The following is a 24,439-nucleotide window of genomic DNA, read 5'->3' on the forward strand; positions in this document are numbered from 1 at the left end:
TTTCTTAACCTCCAAGAGCAGAATATCGTTTAATGCCTTTTTTATATACAAAGGTACTGCATAGGACCAGAATGCCGATCCAGCCATACTGCAGGGCAAGTCCGGGAATGATAGAGATGCCACTGGTGCCGGTCAGGACTTCAGCCGGGAAGCCCAACATCCCGTAAAAAGGAAGATAGTATAACCATTCACCGAAACCTCCCTGTATAAGCAAAAGTGGAGCTACTTCTCCTCCGATAAAGAAGATGGCCACTTCACCTGCGTTGACTAATGATTGAGTTTTTTCAGTCCAGAAGGCAGCGAGTGTCAACAAGTAAAGCCACAGAAAGCGGAGGATGCAGGCGTTGAAGACAGTCAGGATAAAAAGACTTACCGTTGTGAAAGACGGTGTACTGTCACGGCTTAGCCAAACCCAAAGAGCGATGAGCATGGGGATGGAAATCGTATAGGACACCATTTTCACAGCAAGGTTTTCCCCAATGACGACATAAAGCAAGTGATGGGGCTTCAAAAGCAGATTGGTCAATTCACCGTTGTAAATCTGCATGCCAAACATATGGTGTTCATATGAGACTGTCAACTGTCGCACGATGACAATCGCTAAATAGTAAATCAGGAACTGACTGGATCCCCAGCCTCCAACGACTTGCCCTTTTGCCGTGACCGTTTGCCAAACAAATAACGAAACTAACGGTGTGATCAAATGAGAAAATACGAGCAGGTAGATGAATGACCTCCAGCTAAACACATCCATCGTTTTCCATACCGTATAGCCCTTAAGCAGGCGATAGCCGTTATAAATAGCGATTCTACTCATTCTTTACACCACCTCAGTTTTATATAGTTGTTGAATCGTATGATCAAAAGGCGGATGTTCGACGGTCAAGTCAAGAATGGAATAGTCGGATAGTAAGCGGGCGGTCACGGAAGGAACGTGTTCATTCGAAACGCGAATGGTGTAATTCCCTTCCTGAGCGTCTATTACCAACTCAGATAAGTCGGCAGTCAGCACACTGGACTTTTCAAGGGTAAAGACAATCAATTTATAGGGAGTCAACTGATCGACCATGTGACTCATATCTCCATTAAAACGTAATCTCCCTTTATCAATGACCATCACTCTCTTGCACAACTGGGTCACATCCTCCATGTAATGGGAGGTCAACAGAATCGTTGCATTGGTTTCCCGATTATATTCTTTCAAGAAATGCCGAATCCGTTGCTGGGCATCGGAATCAAGACCGATCGTCGGTTCATCCAGAAAAAGGACTTCTGGATTGTACACAAGTGAACAGGCTAGACCACAGCGCATCCTTTCTCCTAAAGAAAGAGTTCTAAGCGGCTTTTTATAATAAGGCTCAATCTGTAACCAATCGACAATCTTACATAAATCCCTGGTGAATTCCTGATAATCGATGTCATAGATTATCCTCTGCATATGAAGTGCGTCCAATGCTGTCAAGTCAGCCGGTGCAAAGAGAGGCTTGCTTCCCCGGATTAAGGCAATCTTCTTCAAATAGTCATGTTGACGTTGATGAGGTTTATACCCGAGAACATTCACCTCTCCTTTCGTTGGATGCAGGATGCCGCTGAGCATTTTCAATGTGGTGCTCTTTCCAGCTCCGTTCGGTCCGATAAACCCCACCATTTCCCCTGTTTGAATCTCGAATGAAAGATCCGATATCGCACATACCTCTTTCTTTTGACGCTTTATAAAACTGGAAATGGCCCCTTTGAGTCCTGATTCCCTCACAGGGACCTCATAGACCTTCCCTACATTTTGAACCTGCAGCATAAGTATCTCCCCTTTTATGATGATTGAAAATTTGAAATATTTTACTTATACTTTAATCGTAGCACTTTGTTGCAAGGTTCGAGGGTTTGTCAAAATAGAGGTGGAAGGATCATTGAATCCTCAATAGAAAGTCGGAATGAGACTTTCATGTTTTACGTCAATGTTTCAGGAGGAGTCAGTAAAATTGCGAATTTATAGAGGAATCGAAATCACCAGGCCATTTAATCTAAGTGCAGACCTGCTCAGGAAATATGAAACGTGGGGATTCATTCCCAGTGCCCCAAGGGGGAAAAATAATTATCGGCAATACACCGAGATACATAAACGATTTTTTGAAGCTTCACGTCTTATGTTGGCTGGTTACTCATGGACAGAAGTAGCGAAAATGATGAGGCTCGTTGTAAATATGGACCGGGAAGCAGCCATCATCTTAGCGGTAGAATTCCAGGCAGAACTTGTTAAGAACTACAAAGAAAGCACGCTGGTTCTAGAACAGTTGCAATCCACGTTGAGCAGTCAAGAAACTGTATCACATGTTCAAGTAGACGGCCCCGTTACATACAAAGAGGTGTCAAAGCGACTAAGCCTGCCGATCTCCACATTAAGAGTGTGGGAACAACAAGAGCTTTTCGAAGCCAGCAGAGGAGAAAATAATTACCGGTATTTCAATGGGGCATTACTAAACAAGCTGTTTATCATCAAACTACTTCGCTTATCCGGGATGGGGTTCGATCAATGCAGAGAAGTCCTGAAAGGAATGGAGACAAATAATTACCGAGACATCCTCCCCATCCTACAAGGACGGATCGTGGATATGAGAGGGCAGATGAATAACGGATTGAAGGCGTTGGGAACGTTGAATGAGTTGGTGACTTATTTAGAGGGGATCCATTATTTTAGTGAGTCATCGGAGTAAGGGCTTTTTCAGAAGACAAAAAAACCGGAGATTGGTCTGCAATCTCCAGCTATCCGGTTTCATCGCTGTGACGGCCACGAACCCTGCATCTTCCTCAACTACATGATTTGCCCCGTATGATAGGCATCATGAAGCATGATGTCCAGAAGCTTTTCTTCGAGAGAATCTTCTTCAATCTTTGCTTCTGTTGTTTGACTGAGCGCTTCTCTAAAACCCTGATGTGCGGTCTCTACGCGTTCAACAATTGCTCGCCATTCCTTGTCGTCATTGACTTGCTCAGTCAGGTAGAAGGTATCATTACCGTCAAGAGGATTCGTCCATTCACGACCTTCCAATTTGGCCGTCAACCTCTCTTTATAGTAAATAAGATGATTCACATTTTCCCAAATGGTTTTGGTCGCTTCCCCATCCGGTCTCCAACAAGCTTGAACAGCCGTGAGCCCTTCGATTGCAGGTTTGAAAGGGGCATACCAGCTTTCCTGGTCGTAGGTTGTGTCGAGCATTCTTAAGAGCAAGGTTTTTCGGTTCATTTAATGTTCCTCCTACTAATTTAGTTTTCTACTTAATATTTCATCATAAATTGAATAATTCCTTGCACAATCTACAAAACAGATAACGCTTTTCAAATCTCTTCTTTGACAGTAACTGTTGAAGGTATACTTCCTTTTTCCTTTAAATGCGAAATCGTTGTTAACGCACAGAGCAAAGCGGCGATTAGGGCAATGATGAGCGTAGTTCCAATGACTAAATATTTCACTCCATATACCTCACTCAATAACCCTGCCAGCAAGATTGTTACTATTAGCATTGAACTCTGGAATAAACTCAATGTTGTTCCTATCCGACCGATTTGATGGGATGGGATGCTCGTTTGGAAAAAGGTTTGAAAGCCTGTATTAGCGAACGAGGAGAAGAAACCGAGTATGATAAACCCTATACTTGCTACTAAAAATGTCGTTGAAAATGAGTAGATAACGTAGCCGGCACTGAACAAGCTTGTACCAAATCCAATCATATATGGGATTGTCATTTTTTTTGCAACCATTGACATGAGTATGGATCCTATTAAATAGCCGGCACCTGTGATGCTCATTAATAAACTGAACTGACTTTCTGTTAATCCAATCACTTTCTGTGTAAAGACAACTTCCTGGGAATCCAGTGCTATCGCTAAGGTCATGATGAATTGAAATAAAAGATAGACGGCCAGGAAATACCGGTGCTTCTTTAAGAAATGCAGCACCATTCGTAAATCATCTAATATGATCTTTATGTACTTGGATTTTTCTACAGTAGAATCAGATCTTATGTGCAGATTGGGTAAAAAGAAAATCATAACCCCTGATATCAGGAAGGAAACTGCGTTACACCAAATGGCGACCTGATATGAACTAAATTGAATTAATGCACCTGCTATGGCTGGACCCAGCACTAGAGAACCTGTTGTGAGAATCGAACTGAGTGAGTTATACCGTAACAAGTTTTCCTTGGGAACAAGTTGTACCGTGTAAGCTGTGGAAGCAGGTCTAAAAAAAGAGCTGCACAGGCTTATAATAAATAAGACAGCATAGATGGACCATAACTCGGACATCAAGGGAATCACAGCGACAAAACATCCCCTCAACACATCCATTAAAATCATAATATGCTTTTTGTAAAGTCGATCAATGATGCTGCCTGACCAGAACCCCGTGATGATGCCAGCTATCGGTCCAATAATCCAGAGTCCGGCAACAGCTGCTACAGAATCCGTTTTGGCAAAAATAAATAAATTCAATGCAACCAGATAAATGAAGTCACCAATATAAGAAATCCCAACGGCACCCAATAACAGTCCGGGCGCTTTCCACTCTCTTAATGATCCCCTCATTGATCCTTAACCTCTTCAAATAAACAGGACACTTTGAATTCCTGTTTTTGATCATCCTTTGACAGATGCCTTTCCCATCTGACAAAAAGCTGCTCCAGCTCCAACAGGAATTGTTCTTTTTCTTCTGGATTTAACGTTAAGTTTGTTGAAAGAGAAGAAGGAGCCTCAGAGTCTTGTTCTTCTAAGACGAACCTGGTCGCTTTAGATCTATAATACTTCTCCAAGATGCCCCCTTTCTTCTTCTCCTTCACAAGTTCCAATATCCCACCTTTATAGAGAAGTTGAATGTGATAATGGACACTCCCTACAGATTTCTCCAATCTTTTCGCAACTTCCATTGCGGTTAATTCCTCATGCTTTAACAGATGAATAATTTTTATTCGAGTAGCGTTTGAGATCAACTTCTGCTGCTCCATTGAAATGGATATCGACGATTCATTTTTCATGATTAATCCCCCTTATTCTAATATTATAGATTATTCTATTTTTTTAGAACATCTCCTTCTTTTTTTAGAAATCTTTTTTCAGAAATTTAAAAAGCGCATATCTTAACACGTGATATGCGCCAGTAAACCTATTTTGTTTTTTTATAAGTACCCAACAACCTTTTCAATTCACTGCCGGATACATCCTGCGTGACGATTTCAATTATATAGTCACCGCTCTCTCCTTTTGCGAGAACCTCATCTGTGCCTTCCACTTTGAACATACGCCATTGAATTCCGTTCATTAGCATAGAATCAATTTCTTCGCCTAGTGGCCTTACAAAATCGCCTGTTTTTCTGAGGTATGTGTCCTTAGGATGTATCCTTGTGTAAAGCAAACGAGATCCGGATCCAACTTCATTTACAGGCTTGTCATAACTGTAGACGACATAAGCGTGAAGATCCTTGCGGTATTTTTCAATACTTGCAGAAAAAGGGGAGAGTTTCGGATTGTTAAACTCATAAAACAAAGGCATGGTCTTCCTCTGAATGGCCATTACTTCTTCTACTTCAGTCCGTTTTGTATCAGCATGTTCAATGACTTGGAGTTCCCTATCCCTCTCATCCCTAAAAGAGTGAAATCCGTCAAGATCAGGCTCGAACTCATTTTCATGGAATGTTTTATTAATCTCCAAGCTTTTTGGATGTAAATAACTGACTAGTTCCCCGGTATCACTATATATCTCATTTTTCACCATGATTCCAGTATCTTTATCCACCCACATCCTAAATTCTTTTTCTTTTGGTTGCATGGTATCGACCAGGCTATCGTCCAGTGTCCCTGCGATGACCAGCGTATTATGTCCCAATAGTTTCTCATTTTGCTTTTCTATTGACCATTCATTTTCAGGTCTCAAGTATTTAGCGATGAATGTATAATTATAAAGCGAAATTCCCGCTAACATGTTTGGAGGAGTCTCCCTAAAAATGTTCATGGTATCGTATTCAAGAATATCGTCTGGATCCATTTTGAAAATGTCATCTGCCTTTACAATTGGTATATTCTTTTCCGGCATTATGCCGAATTTTACATATTCCATTGAGTCTAAATCAAGGTGCCAAACATTGTGTTTGTTATAATATGTTTTACTTACCTTCTCTTTCGATTGGGGATTCTTCGGATCTGGATAATCGATTACCTTCTCGTATCCACCAACCACACCTTTATTTCTCACCTTATACTTAACCGTTGATTTACTTAAATAGTATACTTCGAATTCGCCGGCCGCTGTCTCAAAGTAATCGACTGAATTAAATAACTTATGAAGGACTTCCTCTTTTGTCATAACCTCATCGTTCTCTTTTGGCTGTGGGTGAGTATGCTCTTTATGTTCTTGAACCTCATTCGATTTTTCATTCTTTTGAGAAAGACCTTCGTCTTTTGATAAACCCAAATGATCCATTATAAAATAGCCGGCGACTCCTAAAAATAAGACTGTAAAACAGAAGCTTAAAACCAACCCTATACCAAAGTGCTTCTTTTCTCTACTCGGCTCACCATTACTTTTAAAGTGGTTCCTAACAAACGCTTTGTTTCTCTCCCTGAAATCTAAATCTTTCAGTACCTGTTCATCCAATTCTTCTTTCAATTGATTCAACATATCACTCATTTCCCTCCCCTCCTTTAAGCTTCTTCCGTAACATGTTTCTTCCCCTATGTAATCTGGATTTGATTGTTTGGCTGCTGACCCCCAACAAATCTTGAATCTCCTTATACGTAAATTCTTCATAGTAAAACAGAATCATGATTTCACGATATTTGATTGGAAGACCCAGTACACTTTGGGATAATTCTGTTTTTGCTTCTAGATTAAGTAACTTGCTCTCTGGGGTATGATTTGTGATGCTCCTTGAAGAAAAGAAATCACTAAACACAAGGTTCCTAAAGCTCCAGCTTTTCAACCGATCCTTACACAGATTTACCGTTATGGAGTAAATCCATGTTTGATAGGATGATTCTTGACGGAACGTATCAAACTTTTGATAACACTTTATAAACACTTCCTGTGCCACATCCTCTGCGAGTTGCTCTTGTTTCAAATAGGTATAAGCAAGTCGCACAACCTTCTTACCGTACTCATCCATTAACCATTCAACCGTCTCTTCTCTGCTCATTTCATTTTGCTCCATATACAACTTCTTATCTCCTATCATCATGTACTCCCTTTCAACCTTTAGACGACGCCCAAATTGAATGGTTGCGAATATTGTAAAAAAATCCTTTTATGCTTTTATTTTCATATTAGCATTGAAGTCAATGAAGCCCCTCTACATAAATGGACCGATTCAAGAAAATAGTAAGAACACAAACATAAAAGGAGACTTAAACAATGAGAATAGCCATCCTGCTAACCTTCATCCTTGTATTTATTTTTCCATCAGCACCCTCCGCATCTTTACATAATCAAGTTAAAGCCGCCTTTATCAGGGATGGAAACTTATGGACATTATTAGATGGCAAGGAAACACAAATAACGAATTCAGGAAACGTCCATTTCAAACCAAAATGGTCAACAGACGGAACGTTGATTGCCTATCAAGTGGAAACATCTACCGAAGGGCAGTCGGAGCTTTGGACCTATAATCTTAACAATCAAAGTAAGAAAAGAATTTCGGATAACGGCCATGTACCAAAATGGGCTCCCCATAAAAACCATCTAGCCTATATAAACAACGGTATTTTAGATATTTCAGACCTCAACCGATTCTACAACATCGCTACCGGGGTCAGTGATTACACGTGGCTTCTGGATGGCAGTGGGTTTCTTCTGTCTTCATCGGGAACCCTCAATCCGGATGGATGGTCAAGCGCGTCTTTGTTCATTAAGAAAGTCAGTGATAACTATGAGGACATCGTTCTATTTGGAGGGGTGAAGCCATTCTTCACACTCCCACGGGAAATCGGTACAAACGATCAAAACAAACTGATTGCGGTCTATGCCGAGCAGCTCACCTATTCGCCGAGTGGCAAGTGGATTTCATTCGTTGTGTCTCCAACCGCTTCGTGGTCCATGGACAGCAATATGGTGTGTGTCATTGATAAAGACGGGAAAAATTTCGAGGTTTTGGACGAGATGATTTTGGATGTCGGCCAGCCAAAATGGTCACCTTCTACAGATACGTTAGCTTACATTGCAGGCGGCGGGAGAATCGTATTCGGTTTTAAAGATAAGGACCTTAAGGTAAAGGAAATGCCGGTTTCAGGAACGTATACACCCGCTCATTACGCAGATCTTGATTTTGACTGGATGACCGATAAGACGCTTGTGGTTTCGAGACTTAAGGAACAGGCATGGACAAACGATTTCAGCAAACACCCACTGCCAGCTCTATACACTCTGAATATAAATTCTAATAAACAGAATAAGATAACGAGTCCACCAAAAGGATTCGGTGATTATGCCCCTCAGTACATCTCATCTATTGGAAAACTCGTTTGGTTAAGGGGGACATCCCTGACTGATTTGAAAAGGGATCTTTGGATCGGGAATCCGGATGGGACTGAAGCTGGGGAATGGATTCGGGATGTTGAGGAGGTTGTTTTCTACACAGGTTGATTCAAACATCTTGCGCGGGATGTGCTTTCGTTTAAAGAAAATTCGACATCCCGGCATGATTATCTGAAATCTCGCATGATAATTTTTAATCCCGCATGAAAAAGCCAGATCTCGCTCGATTATCTTTCATTTGGCATGATTTCTTACAAAACCCGCATGATTCTCCTGTCAAGAAGATTAAGGAGCTAAAGAAACCATCCCTGTGGTATGTCCCGGCCCCTATTTCCAGCTAAAACAGAACAATCATAACTTAAAAACAGAGTACTAAACATTAATTTCAACTCTCAACGAGTAATCTCCATCACAATGACATCAAACAACTCCCCATCTGCATATAGTAAAAATGCCCACTCCCCGTGTTCAGGAATCGTCACAGACGACGGAGCATGAACATCCGCACCGTTATTCTCCCCTCCTAGAGGAATCGTCCAACTCTCACCATTATTTAATACGGGGTATACGGTACCTGAGTCTTTGTGATAACCAACAACAGTCAGATTTGAAGCGTCCGTATTCCATAGATGCCACATCCATTTTTGGCTGGACAGGCTTGGCATATCGGCCCCGATGATACCGGACTTTCCTTCATTCCCGATCATATTCTGTCCAAAGGTAGTCGCTTTTTGATCCCAGTTGATCGCATCAACATCACTATCTTGAACGTAGGAAGTGATATCATCAGGTAATATAACAGGGCTCTCCTCGTTTTCATTTACATTGACCACCACTTCACCGTACACCTTGTCGTCAAGATAGACTTCATATTTCCATATCCCGCTATCAGGAACCCGAAAAGTGGTGGTGAAGCGCTGTAAGCTTGAGTACCCCATTGAAGGCTGTGTGATTGTTTGAGGGGCCACTACTTCCACTCGATTCCCTGTATTTTTTTGAATCGCAGAAATAGACAGTTCTTTTCCTTTATACGTGTCAAAAGGTTCTTTGAAACTAAAAATATATCCATATGCCTTACCCGCCTGAAGCTCGGGGTCAGGTAAGATGCTAAATAAAACTTTGTCATTCTCTTTATACTCGTGATGGACTTTCCACGGATCTGGGCTCCCGTTACTCCCACCACTCTCTTTCACTAACAGTTCTGTTGAAACAAAGAAACCTATTAAACAAAGAACAACAGATGTCATGATGAAAATAATGAATGGATTTGGGCTTTTTGATTCCATTGGACGGTGAACAGCATGGCGAATCTTGCTTTTTTGGATATCCGTGAAATGCCGGCCTTTATGCGTCGTAGTATCCATTGCTCTCTTTAACTCATCAAGCTTACGTTCCATCCTGTTCCCACCTTTCCATTATCTCTTTGAGCTTCCCTCTGCCTCTATTCAACCTTGTTTTGATCGTGTTTCCGTTCACACCCAACAGTTCTTGAATCTCATCAATGGAACATTCTTCATAATAATAAAGAATAATCACTTCTCTATATTTAACGGGTAAGTCCAGAACGCTCTTTGAAAGAACCTCTTCCTCGCTTCGTTTCACTAAAGTCATTTCCGGTAATGCTTCTTTTGATGTAAAAAGAGAAAACAGGCTCGAATTCATCACCACTCTCTTAAACGCCGAACTCTTCAGGACATCCTTCGCCCGATTGATGGCGAGTCGATAGATCCATGCTTTGAATGAAAGTATTTCATCTATTTTTTCAAAATGCGTGAAGCATGTAACGAAGACTTCCTGCACGATGTCTTCGGCCATACTCCAGTCTTTCACATAGTTGTAAGCCAATTTCGTCAGCCGTTCTCCGTACTCATCCATGATGCTTTCAAGCCACGCATCCCGGTCTGAGTTCTCTGCATTCTTGACCTTCCTCACACGATCCTCACCTCATTCCCTTTAATGCTAAGACGAATCAAACAGGGGTTGGTTTCATTATTTTTTTATAAAACTGCCATTTACTGCATTCAACACAGATGGATGAGTATCCTTTGATTAATCCAGAAAATAACATATACTTTTAATAGATTAGAAGGAGGGGATTTTCATGGCTATTCATCATAAAATCATCGGAGACGGTTTTCCCATCGTGATGGTCCATGGGTGGACGCTCGATCATCAGGCGATGATGCATGCAATGGAACCGAATTTCGAGGGCAGGAGCGGTTGGCAAAGAATTTACATAGACCTGCCTGGAATGGGTCAGTCGGAAGCGCAATCGTCCATCAAGAATTCTGATGATATGTTAGCAGCCGTTCTTGAAAAGTTGGACGAGCTTATTCCCGATCAACCTTTCATCATTTGCGGGTATTCGTATGGAGGGTATATGGCGAGGGGGATGGTAGAAGCACGGCATGATAGAGTTCGAGGCTTAATGCTCCTGGCACCTATGGTCATACCTGATACTGATAAAAGAGAATTACCGAAGCAGATCGTATTAAAAAAGGATCCTGATGTGCTATCAAATCTCTCTTCACTGGAAGCCGAGGTCTTTTCTGCGATGGGCGTCGTGCAGGGTCAGAGGGAATGGGAACGATTTCGTGATGACATCCTGATGCCTTCCACTCAAACGAATGAGGAGTTCGTAAACCGGATCAGGGAGAACGGATATGGGTTCACCTTCGAGTTTTCACATACACTGGACTATCCAACGCTGATCCTAACAGGGCGGCAAGACCATGTAGTCGGATATCAGGATGCGTGGCGACTGATTGAGGATTATCCAAGGGCATCATTTGCTGTGCTTGATATGGGTGGTCATAATGTGCAGATTGAGCAGGAAGAGGTTTTCAACTCCCTGGTGCAGAACTGGCTTGATAGGATAGAAATAATTGAATAGATATCACGTTCAAAAAACGATCAAGGTTGAATCCTATGATCGTTTTTTTAAACAACTATTTAAGCATTGAAATGAATCTTTCCAATTCCTGTTTTGAGAAGTCCGCATACCCATAGCGGACTTTTTCATATAGGGGGATCACTTCTACCGGACCGTTGATGCGATGGAACCACTCTGAAATGGTTTCACTTTTCTTTCTCTTTTTATAAGGTGATAACCGGTTTTCCCATTGTTTTAGTGTTTCTCGCACTTCATTCATACTGGATAGAGGTAATTCTTCGGTGTGAACTGCTGAATTCTCTTGTTCGGCTTGCTTTCGGATTGGGTCTTTAAGAGCATCGGCGACATCGTCTGATTCTTCATTTGATCTCTTTTTCTTAGACCGATACCATAAAACTGCCACTGTTAGTAAACATAACGCCACTACAGCCGACATGATGGTCTTTCTTACAATTGACCCTTTGGACGAAGGAATCCCCAAAGGGAACTTACCTTTCACAATAATCTGGCGCCATGTGTCAGAATGGTCGGGAGGACCCTCTAAAGCCGTAAATTGATCAGCGTTCACAACGAGCGGCGGGCCTCCCTCTCCAGATTTTGCTTCTTCTGTGTTTGCATAAAAGTGTTTGATTTTACTTGTTGCAGCCATCGACCCTTCACTCAACAGAAAAGCCGCTGCTAACCCAATGAACAAAAAAACGAAGATAACTAGTATTTTTTTCATTGTAATCCCCTATTTATTCGGCATGATCATAATTGTTATTACAATTATAACATATAAAGGATTTCACCTTAAAAACTTCACCCCATCCAATCCCAATTCTCCCTATCATCCAAATCCATATGCCGAGGAATTCTCTCATGCGGCACCTCTCCCTCATCATCCAGATAATAATGCCTGATGGGCTTTAAGTCGTCATCCAATTCATACACAAGGGGGATGCTGTTTGGAATGTTGAGGCTGACGATTCCGTCGTCGGGTATATGATCAAGATATTTCACGAGTGCCCTGAGCGTATTTCCATGCGCTGAGATGATGACACGCTGATTATTCCGGATGCTCGGGACAATTTCTTCATGCCAATAGACAAGTGTCCTTTTTTCCGTATCAAGTAGGCTTTCCGATAAGGGCATATCTTCCTTAGGTATAGATGCATATCTAGGATCAGAAAGATTCCCTTGATGACCCTCTTCTGAAATCACTGGTGGCCGAATATCGGCGGAACGCCTCCACTCATGCACCTGTTCTTCTCCGAATTTCTCCGTCACGTCATCTTTATCCAGTCCCTGAAGACCGCCATAATGCCGTTCATTCAATCTCCAGGATTTATGGACAGGAATCCACACCAGGTCCATTTCGTGCAGCGTGATCCACAATGTCCGGACCGCACGCTTTAAGACGGATGTGTAAGCAACATCAAATACAAACCCGTGTTGCTTCAGAACTGCCCCGGCTTTTCTTGCCTCGTTATAGCCATCATCGGTCAAATCCACATCCGTCCAGCCGGTAAACCGGTTCTCAAGATTATATTGGCTCTCACCGTGTCGGATCAACACTAGCTTCTTCATCTTTACCACCCCAGGTCTTTTTTTTCAGTATGTGCATGTTGGATTAGAAATATTGAGTAATTTAGGAAGTATTGTACCAAAATAAGAACAACTAATTTTGGAGAGGAGACGGTGTGATGTTTAAACAGAACGCTGGTGAAAAATTAATTGATCTTTTGATTGAATGGGGAGTCGACCATATTTACGGGATGCCCGGTGACTCCATCAATTCGATTATCGAACCACTGCGAAAGAAACAGGACAAAATTAAGTTCATTCAAGTCAGACATGAAGAAGCAGGGGCATTGGCCGCTGCTGCGTATGCAAAGTTGACGGGAAAACTAGGTGTGTGCACAGCGATCGCCGGTCCGGGAGCGATCCACCTTCTGAACGGCCTGTATGATGCCAAGCTCGATAAAGCTCCAGTATTGGCCATCACCGGCCAAGTGGAAACGGACCTGTTAGGGACGGACTCCTTTCAAGAGGTGAACCTTGAGAGGATGTTTGACGATGTCGCCGTCTATAATCAGCGCATCATGTCCGCTGAGCAGCTCCCTGCCGTTGTCAATCAGGCAATCCGGACGGCCTATGCGAAAAAAGGGGTATCCGTGCTGACGATTCCGGATGATATCCCCCGTTTTGAAGTGGGGAATGAAGCTCGCGTAACGGCCCATTTTGCTGTAAAGCAAGACATCTCACCGCTTCCTGAGGATTTACAAAGAGCGAAAGAGATCATTGAGGGAGCTGAAAAGCCGATCATCCTTGCTGGAAAAGGGGTTCATGGGCATAGGGAAACGTTATTATCGTTTGCTGAAAAAGTCGGGGCACCGATCGTGTTGACCCTGCCTGGTAAAGGGGTCATCCCTGATAAACATCCGTATTGTTTAGGAGGTCTCGGTCTGATCGGGACCAAGCCTTCATATGAAGCGATGCAGGAAGCCGATATGCTCATGATGATCGGTACTTCATTCCCGTTTACTGGGTTCCTGCCTGACAGTGCCAAGACAATCCATATTGACATCGATCCCACCCAAATCGGGAAGCGCTACCCGGTGGATGTCGGTCTTGCAGGTGATGCCGGTACCTCCCTTAAATGGCTGACTGAGCATGTTGCGAGAAACGAAAATCGGGAATTCCTCGAGAAAAATCAGGAACGAACGAACAAATGGTGGGAGAAGCTAGAGGCACAAGAAGAGAACGGATCGGTTCCACTCAAGCCTCAGCGACTGATTCATGCCTTGAAAGAAGTCGCTTCCGATGATGCCATCCTGTCTGTGGATGTTGGAAACGTAACGGTGTGGATGGCGCGACACTTCCCGATTACCAATCAATCCTTTGTCATCTCAAGCTGGCTCGCGACGCTTGGCTGCGGTCTGCCTGGTGCCATCGCCGGTCAAATCGCCTATCCCGATCGACAGGTGTTTGCCATTTGCGGCGACGGCGGATTCGCCATGACCATGGCGGACTTCGTAACGGCAGTCAAATATGACTTACCCATCATCGTCGTGATTCTAAACAATCATAAGATTGCCATGATTAAGTTCGAACAGGAAGTTATGGGGAATATTGAATTCGGGACAAACTTACAGAACCCGGACTTCGCCAAATACGCCGAAGCCTGCGGTGGCGTTGGATACCGTGTGGAGCGACCAGAAGAGATCCTGCCATCTTTGCAGAAGGCGATCCAACAAAAGAAACCATGCATCATCGACGTCGTCGTAGACGCCGACGAAGCCCCAATGCCTGCCAAAATCCAATTCTCTCAGGCAGCCGGCTACACCAAACACATGCTAAAACAACTATTCGAAGAAGGAAAATTTGACCTTCCTCCACTATAAGAGAGAGGGACGGACCTTGCTTTGCAAGGTCCGTCCCTCTAATTTTCTTAGATTTGAGGTCCGTCCCTCCTATTGTTCGAAGGGGACGAGGTCGAGTTTTGCCATGAAGCCGTCGGGTTCTTCCCGTTTCATGATGTTGGCGTATTTTTTGATGGTGGTGATGTCTTTAGATTCTTCGGTGAGAGGAGTACTACCGCTACTGGTAGTCAGGTTTTCACCAAGTGGACCGAGGATTTCTTGTACGTCTTTATTTTGTTTTCTCGGGTCGAGAACGATTTCAAGTCTATAGCGTTGGTTTTCACTTGGTCTTGGAATCGTGATCGACTCCATCGTACCATCCTTCTTCACTTTCACCGATCCTGAAGATGCGATAGTGTCCAGTGGCTCGACGGCGGTTCTGATGATTTGAAGGGATGTCGCATCATCGGGATATGGTTTTAATTGGACGTCTACGACTGCTCCTTTGGGTAAAGTGGTCTCACCTCGTATGAGAAGAGATTTCTTAAATAACTGTGCCTTCGCGTCTAACTTCAATTCTTCATTAGGCTTTTGTACGATCTGTTCCACTTCACTCTTGTCTTTGCTTTCATCAACCAGGATCACCCTGCATCCAGCTATTAACGGAATGAAACATAGAATGACGATGATCCATTTCCTTCGCCATCCCTTCATATATCTGCCCCCTCTACTCTCAACCAGTTTAATTAATTCCCATTATACCTCTTACTCTTCCAACAAAAGTAAATTCTCCACAAAAAAATCATCCAGATCGAGTAACCGACCTGGATAATTCTCTCTATCTATTCAACAGCGTGACCATGAATCTCTTACAAAAGCTCCACATACCCTTCTGTCCCATGCACCCTGATCCGCTGTCCATCTCCTATCCTCTCGGTCGCACGTTCAACGCCGACAACAGCCGGCAGTCCATACTCCCGTGCAATCACCGCTCCATGTGTCATCAGTCCACCAACTTCTGTGACTAAGCCTTTGATGGAAACAAATAACGGCGTCCAGCTCGGATCGGTATACGCGGTGACCAGGATATCACCCTCTTCCAGATCTGCGTCTTCCAGATTTGTAATAACACGTGCCCGACCCTCTATCACTCCAGATGATACAGCCAGACCGGGAATGGCATCTGACGGGAGATCCTCCCGCTTGTATTCACCTGTAATGATTTCTCCGTCAGAAGTGATCACCCTTGGTGGGGTGAGCTTTTCATAAAAGCGGTACTCTTCTTTTCGCTTACAGATGAGTTCGTTTTTCGACTCATGCATTTTCACCAAGTCCTGCAATTCTTCAAATGAAAGGTAAAAAATGTCCTCTTTTTCAAGAAGAATATTTTGTTCGACAAGTCGATCAGCTTCTTTTAATAATGCCTGCTTATAAACGAAGTAGCGGTGAATCATGCCGTATTTCGGATATTCCCGGTAACCGGTGAAATACCGGATGATGTCAATCCTTCTTTTCGTCTCTTTTACCTTTTGTTCTCCATCTGGTAATGAGCTTAATCGCTCCAGTAATTCTCGTTCCTTTTCTAACGCTTCCTGCCGCCCTTGCTCAAATTTCCGCTTGCTTTCCTCCGGCTCAAATTGTTCGATGTTCCTAAGAATCATCGGGACAATGGTTGTTGGCTTTTCACTCCAGCGCACCCTCGAAATATCGATTTCTCCGCTGCATCTCATTCCATATCTGGTGAGAAAGTCTTCGATGGCTTTCCGGGCTTCCTGTCCACCCTCGACTTTCACCAATTCGTCGAGGAAATGATCCTCTTTTGCGTGGCGCAAATAATCGATTACTGCCTGATGAGGACGTATCACATCTGCTACGTCCATCAATGCCAAGCCCATTTCAGAAGTAATGTTATTCGGGACCGATTGAGACAGGATATCTGCCACATTTTTTTCTCCCAACCATTCGTATATATGGTCATTGATCCAGAATAAAGCATCCATCGCGGCCATGATCACCCGGGAACTCTCGGGATCAAATAGAATCCTCTTCAATTCCTTCATATCTTCTAAGATGAAATCCATTAACCCGGATCCCGTTTTCGAATGGATGGTTTGTTACAACTGTTCGATTGAGGAGTCACTTTTCTTCATTAATTCCGCAACGATGGCAGGATCGGGGTCGATTGCATCCACTCCATTTTTCCTTGGAACAGGCATAGCTTCATCTTCTACCGTTTTGATGAAACCGTTCCTCTCTACAATCGTTGTAAGAGCATCTTTTGTAAGTGGTTCAGATTTGCCCATTAATTCTATGAACGATTGTCTGCTGGCAGGTGATGCCAACCGGGGTGTGCAATCCACAAACAATCTTCCTCCTGCAACTTTCATCGGTGCAGGAGTCGTTAATAGGAAAAAGGACAAGCCTAAAGGTTTCATGGCATCCGTCATCATTTGCTGATGGCCGACGGAAAGATATACTCGATTCTCCCCTTCAACCGCTTCAGGAATCGGGTAGAGCGTCGTGATCGGCCGACTTTGCACAATATAAAAGGTGCCATCTTCCAAACACCATTCAATATCTTGAGGAAAGGCAAAATGTGCTTCGATCTTCCTGCCAATTTTCGATAGTTGTAAAACCTGTTCATCCGTAAGGGCCGATGCCTTTTGCTGGTCCGAAGGGATAGGCTTCGTCTCCGTTCCTCCACCGTTCACCCCATAAATAGCCAGATTCTTCGTTCCAATCTTCTTCTCAATGATCACACCGTCCTGTACTTTATAGGAATCTAGTGAAACCAGGCCGGACACCAATGCCTCACCAAGTCCAAAGCCTGCGTCGATGGATACCACTTTTCGATTGGAACTCACGGGATCAGCCGTAAACAGAATCCCTGAAACCTGTGGGAATGCCATTTTCTGAACAATAACGGAAATGTGCACCTGACTGTGATCAAACCCATTTTGCATACGATAAATGACGGCACGATCCGTGAAAAGGGAGGCCCAGCACTTGCGGATATGTTCCAGGATGGAATCCTTGCCGATCACATGAAGGTACGAATCCTGCTGCCCGGCAAAGGAGACATGTGGCAAATCTTCCGCCGTGGCACTGGAACGCACGGCATAGGCATGCTCCTCTCCAAACCGGGAGTGATAGTGCGTAACAGCTTCCACTACATCGGAAGGAATCGTTACACTCATTAGGACATCCCGTATCTCCTTGCTGATTTCACCAACTTCTTTCCGATCCTCCGGTTTGAGCCTGGATAACCTCGCCAGCAATATGTGATACGTCTCATTCTGTTCAACCGCCCGTTGAAATCCAACCGTCGTCACACTGAATCCGTCCGGAACCTGAATTCCTTGAATCCTTGATAAAACTCCGAGGTTCAACCCTTTTCCCCCTACAAGCGAAAGCTCCGATTGTTCCATTTCCTGAAAGCTGAGAACCAATGAATTCATCCTGCCACTCCCCTTATCCATCAATGTTATTTGATTTTAGCAGGAGTGCAGTGGAAGAAACAGTCTGTAATATGGTTTTTTAGCGTGATATAATGAAAGTAGGAAGAGATGTTTAGTTTTTAGAAACATAAGATAAAGATGATAAAAGCTCAGAGATATTTCTCTGAGCTTCTTTTAATACAATTTCATATCGGTCATTCAGCTAAAGGCTTTTTGCTTCTTTAACTCTCATTTTGTGCTTTTTTCTTCCCACAACGTAATAACCCAAATACCCCAATACATTAAACAAAGCAAACACCAAAATCCACCCAATGTTTAATCGTCTATGATGATACGCGTTAATCGTTGCCCAAATCGTAAACAACGTGATATAAATCGCCATTCCTGAGAACAAAATGATCGCCAACCAATCACCTATATGTCTTGTTTCCATTTGGATGTACCACTGTTTTCCATCTCCGTTTCCGTATGGAAAGAAATCTCCTTGGAGCCATTCAGGATTCCACACTTTTTGTTCAAATCGGTAATCGGGCTTTGCGTCTCTGACATAATCAAATAATAGATTGTTATTTTCCACACTACTTACATCATAAATTTCAACACTTGCGATTTGATCCGTCATTTCAATTAAACTATTTATTTTCATTTTCATCTCATCAGTAATGCTGGACTTATCTTCTATAACATAAGCAACTTGGGTAGCTATTTCAGAGTTTTCACTAGCATTTTCTTCTTCCAGTGACCATATATACCCGAACGCAGAAACGGTAAAAAGAAGAACAACAAGTGCAAGATAAAGCACCCATTTAGCAAACGTTTTTTGAGCTTTGAATAGTTGCCCTACAATCGAACGCATCTCCTGTTCGCCACCGAAGCGCTCAATGGCCGAATCAACAGCTTCCTGCTCACGCATTCCTTCAGCTTTAAGTTCGTGAACGGACTCCATCAAGTGACTCTTCATCTCAGCTTTCAATTCCTGAATTTCTCTTCGATTACCCCCGATGTTTTCATAAACAGAATCTACATATGCATCAATCTGTCTCAAGGTTCTCTCCCCCTTCAATAAAGGTATCAATGATTTTTTTTATGAATTGCCACTCCCTGCGCTTTTCTTCAAAACCCTCTTGGCCTATTGGTGTAAGAGTGTAATACTTTCTTCTTCCCCCAGGTCCTTGCTCATCACCCCAGTAAGAAGAAATCCACTGGTTTTTTTCTAGCCTTTTCAATGATAAATAAAGCGTACCTTCTTTTAGTTCGAATTGATCTCCACTTTTTTCACGAACCGTTTTCGCTAATTCATATCCATACATATCACGGAAATTCAGAAGCGAGAGAATCAATGTATCAATATGTCCTTTTAAGACCTCTTTATTAATTTCCAAATTTTACACCCCCTTACATATTTATATAATACATTACCTAATAATGCAAGGTATTCATTTATATAAAAATCACCCTTCTGTTAAAGGATGATTTTTATATAACCATTCATTAAGGTTATCTCTACACCTCACTTAACAAGTGAAGCTCTAAGATTCACACCATACTCCATGTACCCCTTCAAGCATGTTGACATATATACCCAGCCTTCTTTATTATCTACTAATTCGTTGATAACATTTTCATTGTTCCCATCGAACCCTTCTTCTTTCACTCCTACGATTGTGCTGCCATTTTCTTCTTGAATAAAGGATATGGTCACCTTATGGTTTCCTGTCCACTCGAAAACGATCTTCTTTTGTTCTTGGATTTCTACTATATGTATCTCACCTTGAGCATCATACTCTTCATATCTCAAAGTAACCGTCTTTCCTTCCTCCCACCTCTCAGAACTTGAAGAGAACCAGAAGTTCCCTATCATTTCAGGGTCAACAAATGCCTCGAAAATTTCATGTGCGGGCTTTTCAATTTTCATTTGTGAGATATTATTCATGAATCATCCGCTCGCTTTCATTTTATTTAACACTTATTATACCTCAGACTCCCCCATTCGAAATCCCTTGATTTCCCAATCTTATAAATGGTATAATTTTCATACCAATAATGAAGGGAGTGAGATGACGCAATGACTAATTTCATGAAGATAACCTTGGAGAATGATACGTATTGCCCTCTCACTCATACGGATACATTGTAATAATAAATGAGCATGGGCTTATGATGAATAACGAAATTTTTAGCCACAGGGTTATTTTATATACCCTGTGGCTTTTTATCTTTCGTGTTCTACCCCAATGTCGTCTCCAATTTTTCTTCTCAATGGCATGACCCAAACTAAATGAGGAGTTGACTGTTTTATGTTGAAGCTGAAATATCTATTTAATAATGTGGACCTGGCAGAAATGCTGGTAAGGAATTGGGAACTCGATGAACGATCACCTGACGTGTTCACCACCTACAGAATCTCATCAAATGCTACTTACTCTTTTCAATTCAATGGGAAGACTCAGTTTCTCAGATTTGCTCCAACATCAGAGAAGTACCGGGAAAATCTTCTCGCGGAACTTGATTTTATTTCTTACCTTCGCTCAAAGGAGTATGGCGTACTAGAAACGGTGGGTTCAAAGAGTGGAAATGAGCTTATGGAAGTTCAAACCCCCTGGGGGGAGTACTATGCTTCCGTATTCAAACAGGTACCAGGTGTACCAATTAGCGAGACTGACCTAAATGATCATATTATCTTCAGTTATGGAAAATCATTAGGCAAACTTCATCGATTGTCCAGTGAGTATCAACCTGTTCGGTCCAAGCGTCAGTCTTTTAGCGATGTCCTGACTTCCATTGAGACGTTTCTGATCGATCTTCCACATGAAACATTAGCGTTAAAGGAAACAACGTTATTACAAGATTATTTTCAGAGCATCCCTAAGTCAAAGAACAATTTTGGATTGATTCATTATGATTTTGAATACGACAATGTATTCTATGATGCAAAATCTCAATCTTGTTATGCCATTGATTTTGACGATGCGATGTATCATTGGTTTGTGATGGACATTGAACAGACACTTGATAGTTTGCAAGATTGCATTCTGCCTAAATTGTTTCAGGAGAAAAAAGAATGCTTTCTGGATGGGTATCGAACCGAATTTAAAATCGAGGATGATATGATGGAATTACTTCCGGCTTTCAGAAGGTTTGCGGATTTATACGGGTATGTACGTATTTTGAGATCAACAGAAGATCAGTGGAACCATGAACCGGACTGGTTAGTAGGCTTGAGAGGACGGTTAATGGAGGCAATGAAGAATAAATCGCGGTATTTTGGAATGGATTTATAACATAAAAGGGGTGTCTGGCTCAATATGCTGAGGCTCAGACACCTTCCTCTTTTTACTTAAGTGCAATCTCCAACAATCTTTTATGTTCCTGAGCCAGTTTTATAATCACAAATTCATCATTTTGAAGCTGGCTCATCATTTCTTTGCATTCATCCCAGGCTAAATCATACATATTTTTAGAAATTATTCGGTTTTTATAAGCCTGCTCAAGCTCATCCTCATCAAGCAGAAAAATTTCCCCAGAGGGCAGCACTACTATATCCAAGAAGAGATCGTCCATCCAAGGAACACCAGATTCGATTCCATTACCATGGCATATATCTATGTACCATTGTACGATTTCTCCACTCGCATCAAACATCGTAGTGACGCTATGATGTTTCCCATAAGGAAACTGCTGAAGCCACATATATCCGTTATCAACAATACATATTTCTTTGTCTCCATATCGGGTGATTAATGGTTCCTTCACTTTCACTGTTTTCAACAGTGTAATATACCCTTGGAATTCCTTCGTGTTTAGATGGGATTGAGAGTATTTCCTTTGTTCTACTCTCCTCCAATCAGCACGGTTTCCGTATTTTCTTTTGAGCATACATTCACTCCATTACTTCATTTAGGCAAATTCAACTGCCACGATACCCCAAATCGGTCATTCAGCCAGCCAAATTTCTTACTGAATCCATAATCCCCAAGTGGCATAAGCGCTTGACCACCTTCAATAAGCTTCCCATAGATCGTCTCAAGTTCTTCTTCCGTATCGCATGTAAGAAAGATGGAGAAGGAAGGTGTGAAGTCAAACTGATGCTTCACATTGCTGTCAATGCACATAAATTCCTGGCCCTTCAACGTGAACGTCGCCTGCATCACCGTACCTTCATCTCCACTTTCATTTGCGCCATACCGAACAATATTGGTAATAGCTGAATCTTCAATCAGAGACGTGTAAAAATTCATTGCTTCCTCTGCATCCCGGTTTTGAAACATTAAAAATGGTGTGACTTTTTCCATGTTCGATCTACTCCTTTTTATCTATTTCCTAAAGTATAATTCAACTTATATAGTTATATCCAATCTCTCCATGAGATTTTCTCAACATTAACTCTCTAGTTAGTCATCCCTAAGAGTTCAGCCACAATATCAGCACTCCCCGGGGTAAACATAAATATAGATAGGCCAATCAATGCAGCACCCAGAACCCCAAAGAAAATCACCTTTATATTTATTAATGAGCCTTTCTTCAACGCCTGCAAACCTGCTCTAAAAATCAGAAAAACTCCTATAAATAGAATGGCAAAGTAATAAACACCCACTCTATCACCTCTTTCAGCTTTTTAATCATCACACTTACAATCACAGAATCATCCTTTATTTTTCCCAAAACCAGATTACACTAAAGAAAATCATAAGACTCCCCCACACAGAAAATGAGAATAATAGAGTTTTTTGTTTATTAAACCGTTTAATAAGCATCGATCCAACCCATTCAACTGCTCCAGCTACTAAAAGCAATCCAAACACCAATGCTAAATCATTCATTATATTCATCACACACCTGCCATGAATTATGTCACTTACCTTGACGACTGTCCTTGATCAGACGAAAATACTGCGTATCCCCCAACCCATACTCTCTAAAATTCTCAATCATAAGCGATACCAGCTTCTCAACCGGAACGTCCCGATGCTTTTGAATATACAACTTAAGCTCATTGTCCTTCTTAAGGTAATTCAAATAAAGTTCAATGCCTCTATTTAAAGGTTTTAGCTCAACCGATTCAGGCATTTCATGGTGAATCATCACTTGTTCGTAAAGAGCTGCATACCCTTTGGCTTGGAGGGAATATTCGTTCAGGGGCTTATACTGATCATCCACAAGATGAAGGTCAATTGATCCTATATACTCTCTCTGGTCCAGCCAGGCGAGGACCGTCAGCACATTCATCTGACAGAACATATCTTCATCAAACCATAAGGCAATATGGTCCACGTTTTCTTTAAAGAGTGGCTGCAACGGCTTTAGCGTAATGTCAGCATATTGATCCCGCGTTACATGATGCACCCTTGCACGCATCTCAATAAACTCATCTGAGAATATGTTTTCACACGTCTTTCCATAACACATGGCCTCGTTAAAAGGGATCATCTCTTCTGTTTTAAGAAACCCTGTCTCTTTAAATCGTTTGTACATTTCTGTTCCATTCAGGATATGGAGCGTTTGATTTTCAGTCACATAACCACCTCCAGGATGCACTTCATCTATTTTTTTACTCCTTGCTTTTTTGCAGGAAACAGCGTCTTTAATTCCAATAAATCCTCAATGATCACGTCAGCTTGAGCAAGCTCCTCTTCCCGGGCAAAGTCAAACCGACACCCAACGGAAAGCAAACCATTGTCCTTCCCCGCATGGATATCTGATAACCGGTCCCCTACGACTGCTCCACTCGTAATCTCGTATTTATCAACAATCCTCCGGACCAAATCTGATTTATTCAGAGATTCAATATGCTGAATACTGAATGTCTCCGATACCCATCGGTCCAGGTCATAATAATCGACAATAGCCTTTAAGTAGTCTATTAATCCGTTACTGGCTATGTAAATGAGGTAATCATTCTCTATTAAATAGGTGAAGACCTCCTGAACATGAGGGTATAGGGCACCTTTCCCTTGCCTGATATTTAGAATTAACCTCTCTAAGAAAAAGGCATCAGTCTGCTCTCTTTCTTCTTGAGAATGGTCGGGCAGCAATGTTTCCCATACCTTTGGCAATGGAACACCCATGATCTCCCGATATTTCTGAATCGGTGTTTCCGCATCCCATTGGTCTAATGATCGTAACCGTTCAAAGGCATCTTCCAGAGAAGCTTCTAATATTTTGTCTGTTTGAAAGAGTGTTCCATCCATGTCGAAAATTAATGCTTGTGCCATTATCATTTGTCCTTTCC

At 42.3% G+C, this 24,439-nt stretch carries 25 protein-coding genes and 2 pseudogenes; 5 read left to right on the top strand and 22 right to left on the bottom strand.

Annotated features, from left to right (window positions below):
• Positions 1 to 4: 4 nt before the first annotated feature.
• A complete protein-coding gene (locus SLH55_RS01770; protein WP_320322391.1) occupies positions 5 to 817 on the bottom strand; it encodes an ABC transporter permease in 813 nt (270 codons plus the stop codon).
• A gap of 3 nt (positions 818 to 820) precedes the next feature.
• The gene (locus SLH55_RS01775; protein ID WP_320322392.1) at positions 821 to 1,795 is read right to left on the bottom strand and encodes an ATP-binding cassette domain-containing protein; all 975 of its coding nucleotides are present in this window, start codon (positions 1,793 to 1,795) and stop codon (positions 821 to 823) included.
• Positions 1,796 to 1,979: 184 nt separating this feature from the next.
• Here SLH55_RS01775 and SLH55_RS01780 point away from each other — a divergent pair, with 184 nt between their 5' ends.
• The gene (locus SLH55_RS01780) at positions 1,980 to 2,711 is read left to right on the top strand and encodes a MerR family transcriptional regulator (protein WP_320322393.1); all 732 of its coding nucleotides are present in this window, start codon (positions 1,980 to 1,982) and stop codon (positions 2,709 to 2,711) included.
• A gap of 98 nt (positions 2,712 to 2,809) precedes the next feature.
• Here the strand turns inward: SLH55_RS01780 and SLH55_RS01785 are convergent, their stop codons facing one another.
• The 5 genes from SLH55_RS01785 to SLH55_RS01805 all read right to left on the bottom strand — a co-directional run bounded on the left by SLH55_RS01785 (position 2,810) and on the right by SLH55_RS01805 (position 7,196).
• The gene (locus tag SLH55_RS01785) at positions 2,810 to 3,241 is read right to left on the bottom strand and encodes a DinB family protein (protein ID WP_320322394.1); all 432 of its coding nucleotides are present in this window, start codon (positions 3,239 to 3,241) and stop codon (positions 2,810 to 2,812) included.
• Between the two features lie 92 nt (positions 3,242 to 3,333).
• A complete protein-coding gene (locus tag SLH55_RS01790) occupies positions 3,334 to 4,581 on the bottom strand; it encodes an MFS transporter (RefSeq protein ID WP_320322395.1) in 1,248 nt (415 codons plus the stop codon).
• A complete protein-coding gene (locus SLH55_RS01795) occupies positions 4,578 to 5,027 on the bottom strand; it encodes a winged helix-turn-helix domain-containing protein (RefSeq protein ID WP_320322396.1) in 450 nt (149 codons plus the stop codon). The genes SLH55_RS01790 and SLH55_RS01795 overlap by 4 nt, the downstream gene beginning before the upstream one ends.
• Before the next feature lie 128 nt (positions 5,028 to 5,155).
• Complete coding sequence (locus SLH55_RS01800) at positions 5,156 to 6,676, bottom strand: hypothetical protein (protein ID WP_320322397.1); 1,521 nt, start codon at positions 6,674 to 6,676, stop codon at positions 5,156 to 5,158.
• Complete coding sequence (locus tag SLH55_RS01805) at positions 6,669 to 7,196, bottom strand: sigma-70 family RNA polymerase sigma factor (protein ID WP_320322474.1); 528 nt, start codon at positions 7,194 to 7,196, stop codon at positions 6,669 to 6,671. Before SLH55_RS01805 ends, SLH55_RS01800 begins: the two co-directional genes overlap by 8 nt.
• A 200-nt stretch (positions 7,197 to 7,396) precedes the next feature.
• On the opposite strand from SLH55_RS01805, the gene SLH55_RS01810 reads away from it, so the two are divergent.
• Positions 7,397 to 8,623 (top strand): hypothetical protein, encoded by a 1,227-nt coding sequence (locus SLH55_RS01810; RefSeq protein ID WP_320322398.1) that lies wholly within the window; start codon positions 7,397 to 7,399, stop codon positions 8,621 to 8,623.
• A gap of 284 nt (positions 8,624 to 8,907) precedes the next feature.
• On the opposite strand, the gene SLH55_RS01815 is transcribed toward SLH55_RS01810, so the two are convergent.
• Both SLH55_RS01815 and SLH55_RS01820 read right to left on the bottom strand, forming a co-directional pair.
• A complete protein-coding gene (locus tag SLH55_RS01815) occupies positions 8,908 to 9,912 on the bottom strand; it encodes a hypothetical protein (RefSeq protein WP_320322399.1) in 1,005 nt (334 codons plus the stop codon).
• Positions 9,902 to 10,447 carry a sigma-70 family RNA polymerase sigma factor gene (locus SLH55_RS01820; RefSeq protein ID WP_320322400.1) on the bottom strand — a complete coding sequence of 182 codons (546 nt, stop codon included), beginning with the start codon at positions 10,445 to 10,447 and terminating at the stop codon, positions 9,902 to 9,904. The genes SLH55_RS01815 and SLH55_RS01820 overlap by 11 nt, the downstream gene beginning before the upstream one ends.
• Positions 10,448 to 10,616: 169 nt before the next feature.
• Between SLH55_RS01820 and SLH55_RS01825 the strand changes: the two genes are divergently transcribed.
• Positions 10,617 to 11,408: an alpha/beta hydrolase gene (locus SLH55_RS01825; protein WP_320322401.1), complete on the top strand. Its 792-nt coding sequence runs from the start codon at positions 10,617 to 10,619 to the stop codon at positions 11,406 to 11,408.
• 55 nt (positions 11,409 to 11,463) lie between these two features.
• On the opposite strand, the gene SLH55_RS01830 is transcribed toward SLH55_RS01825, so the two are convergent.
• Positions 11,464 to 12,132 carry a hypothetical protein gene (locus SLH55_RS01830; protein ID WP_320322402.1) on the bottom strand — a complete coding sequence of 223 codons (669 nt, stop codon included), beginning with the start codon at positions 12,130 to 12,132 and terminating at the stop codon, positions 11,464 to 11,466.
• Between the two features lie 77 nt (positions 12,133 to 12,209).
• A complete protein-coding gene (gene gpmA / locus SLH55_RS01835; RefSeq protein WP_320322403.1) occupies positions 12,210 to 12,977 on the bottom strand; it encodes a 2,3-diphosphoglycerate-dependent phosphoglycerate mutase in 768 nt (255 codons plus the stop codon).
• A 116-nt stretch (positions 12,978 to 13,093) separates the two neighbouring features.
• Here gpmA and SLH55_RS01840 point away from each other — a divergent pair, with 116 nt between their 5' ends.
• Positions 13,094 to 14,794: a pyruvate oxidase gene (locus SLH55_RS01840; RefSeq protein ID WP_226673368.1), complete on the top strand. Its 1,701-nt coding sequence runs from the start codon at positions 13,094 to 13,096 to the stop codon at positions 14,792 to 14,794.
• Positions 14,795 to 14,863: 69 nt separating this feature from the next.
• Here SLH55_RS01840 and SLH55_RS01845 read toward each other — a convergent pair whose 3' ends face one another.
• The 6 genes and pseudogenes from SLH55_RS01845 to SLH55_RS01865 all read right to left on the bottom strand — a co-directional run bounded on the left by SLH55_RS01845 (position 14,864) and on the right by SLH55_RS01865 (position 20,143).
• Positions 14,864 to 15,466, bottom strand: coding sequence for a hypothetical protein (locus SLH55_RS01845; protein WP_320322404.1), 603 nt, complete (start codon positions 15,464 to 15,466; stop codon positions 14,864 to 14,866).
• A 155-nt stretch (positions 15,467 to 15,621) separates the two neighbouring features.
• Positions 15,622 to 16,926, bottom strand: a pseudogene (locus SLH55_RS23205) (PEP-utilizing enzyme); the annotation flags it as partial.
• A gap of 54 nt (positions 16,927 to 16,980) precedes the next feature.
• Positions 16,981 to 18,210: pseudogene (locus tag SLH55_RS23210) on the bottom strand (PEP/pyruvate-binding domain-containing protein); the annotation flags it as partial.
• Positions 18,211 to 18,412: 202 nt separating this feature from the next.
• Entirely contained in the window at positions 18,413 to 19,255 is an 843-nt protein-coding gene (locus tag SLH55_RS01855) for a permease prefix domain 1-containing protein (protein ID WP_320322405.1), read from the bottom strand.
• On the bottom strand, positions 19,242 to 19,592 hold the full coding sequence (locus SLH55_RS01860) for a PadR family transcriptional regulator (protein WP_320322406.1): 351 nt from the start codon (positions 19,590 to 19,592) through the stop codon (positions 19,242 to 19,244). Before SLH55_RS01860 ends, SLH55_RS01855 begins: the two co-directional genes overlap by 14 nt.
• A gap of 128 nt (positions 19,593 to 19,720) precedes the next feature.
• Complete coding sequence (locus tag SLH55_RS01865) at positions 19,721 to 20,143, bottom strand: SRPBCC domain-containing protein (RefSeq protein WP_320322407.1); 423 nt, start codon at positions 20,141 to 20,143, stop codon at positions 19,721 to 19,723.
• A gap of 364 nt (positions 20,144 to 20,507) precedes the next feature.
• Here SLH55_RS01865 and SLH55_RS01870 point away from each other — a divergent pair, with 364 nt between their 5' ends.
• Positions 20,508 to 21,491 carry a phosphotransferase enzyme family protein gene (locus SLH55_RS01870; RefSeq protein ID WP_320322408.1) on the top strand — a complete coding sequence of 328 codons (984 nt, stop codon included), beginning with the start codon at positions 20,508 to 20,510 and terminating at the stop codon, positions 21,489 to 21,491.
• A gap of 52 nt (positions 21,492 to 21,543) precedes the next feature.
• Here the strand turns inward: SLH55_RS01870 and SLH55_RS01875 are convergent, their stop codons facing one another.
• From SLH55_RS01875 to SLH55_RS01895, 5 genes are all read right to left on the bottom strand, one after another.
• Positions 21,544 to 22,086, bottom strand: a complete 543-nt coding sequence (locus SLH55_RS01875; RefSeq protein WP_219166674.1) for a DUF402 domain-containing protein — start codon at positions 22,084 to 22,086, stop codon at positions 21,544 to 21,546.
• 17 nt (positions 22,087 to 22,103) lie between these two features.
• Positions 22,104 to 22,502, bottom strand: coding sequence for a VOC family protein (locus tag SLH55_RS01880; protein WP_320322409.1), 399 nt, complete (start codon positions 22,500 to 22,502; stop codon positions 22,104 to 22,106).
• A 95-nt stretch (positions 22,503 to 22,597) separates the two neighbouring features.
• Positions 22,598 to 22,804, bottom strand: coding sequence for a hypothetical protein (locus tag SLH55_RS01885; protein WP_219166672.1), 207 nt, complete (start codon positions 22,802 to 22,804; stop codon positions 22,598 to 22,600).
• Between the two features lie 257 nt (positions 22,805 to 23,061).
• Positions 23,062 to 23,724, bottom strand: coding sequence for an AraC family transcriptional regulator (locus SLH55_RS01890; RefSeq protein WP_320322410.1), 663 nt, complete (start codon positions 23,722 to 23,724; stop codon positions 23,062 to 23,064).
• A gap of 26 nt (positions 23,725 to 23,750) precedes the next feature.
• On the bottom strand, positions 23,751 to 24,422 hold the full coding sequence (locus SLH55_RS01895) for an HAD family hydrolase (RefSeq protein WP_320322411.1): 672 nt from the start codon (positions 24,420 to 24,422) through the stop codon (positions 23,751 to 23,753).
• Between the last annotated feature and the right edge of the window lie 17 nt (positions 24,423 to 24,439).

The sequence above is a fragment of the Rossellomorea sp. YZS02 genome (assembly GCF_033963925.1).
In the GTDB taxonomy this organism is placed as follows: Bacteria; Bacillota; Bacilli; order Bacillales; family Bacillaceae_B; genus Rossellomorea.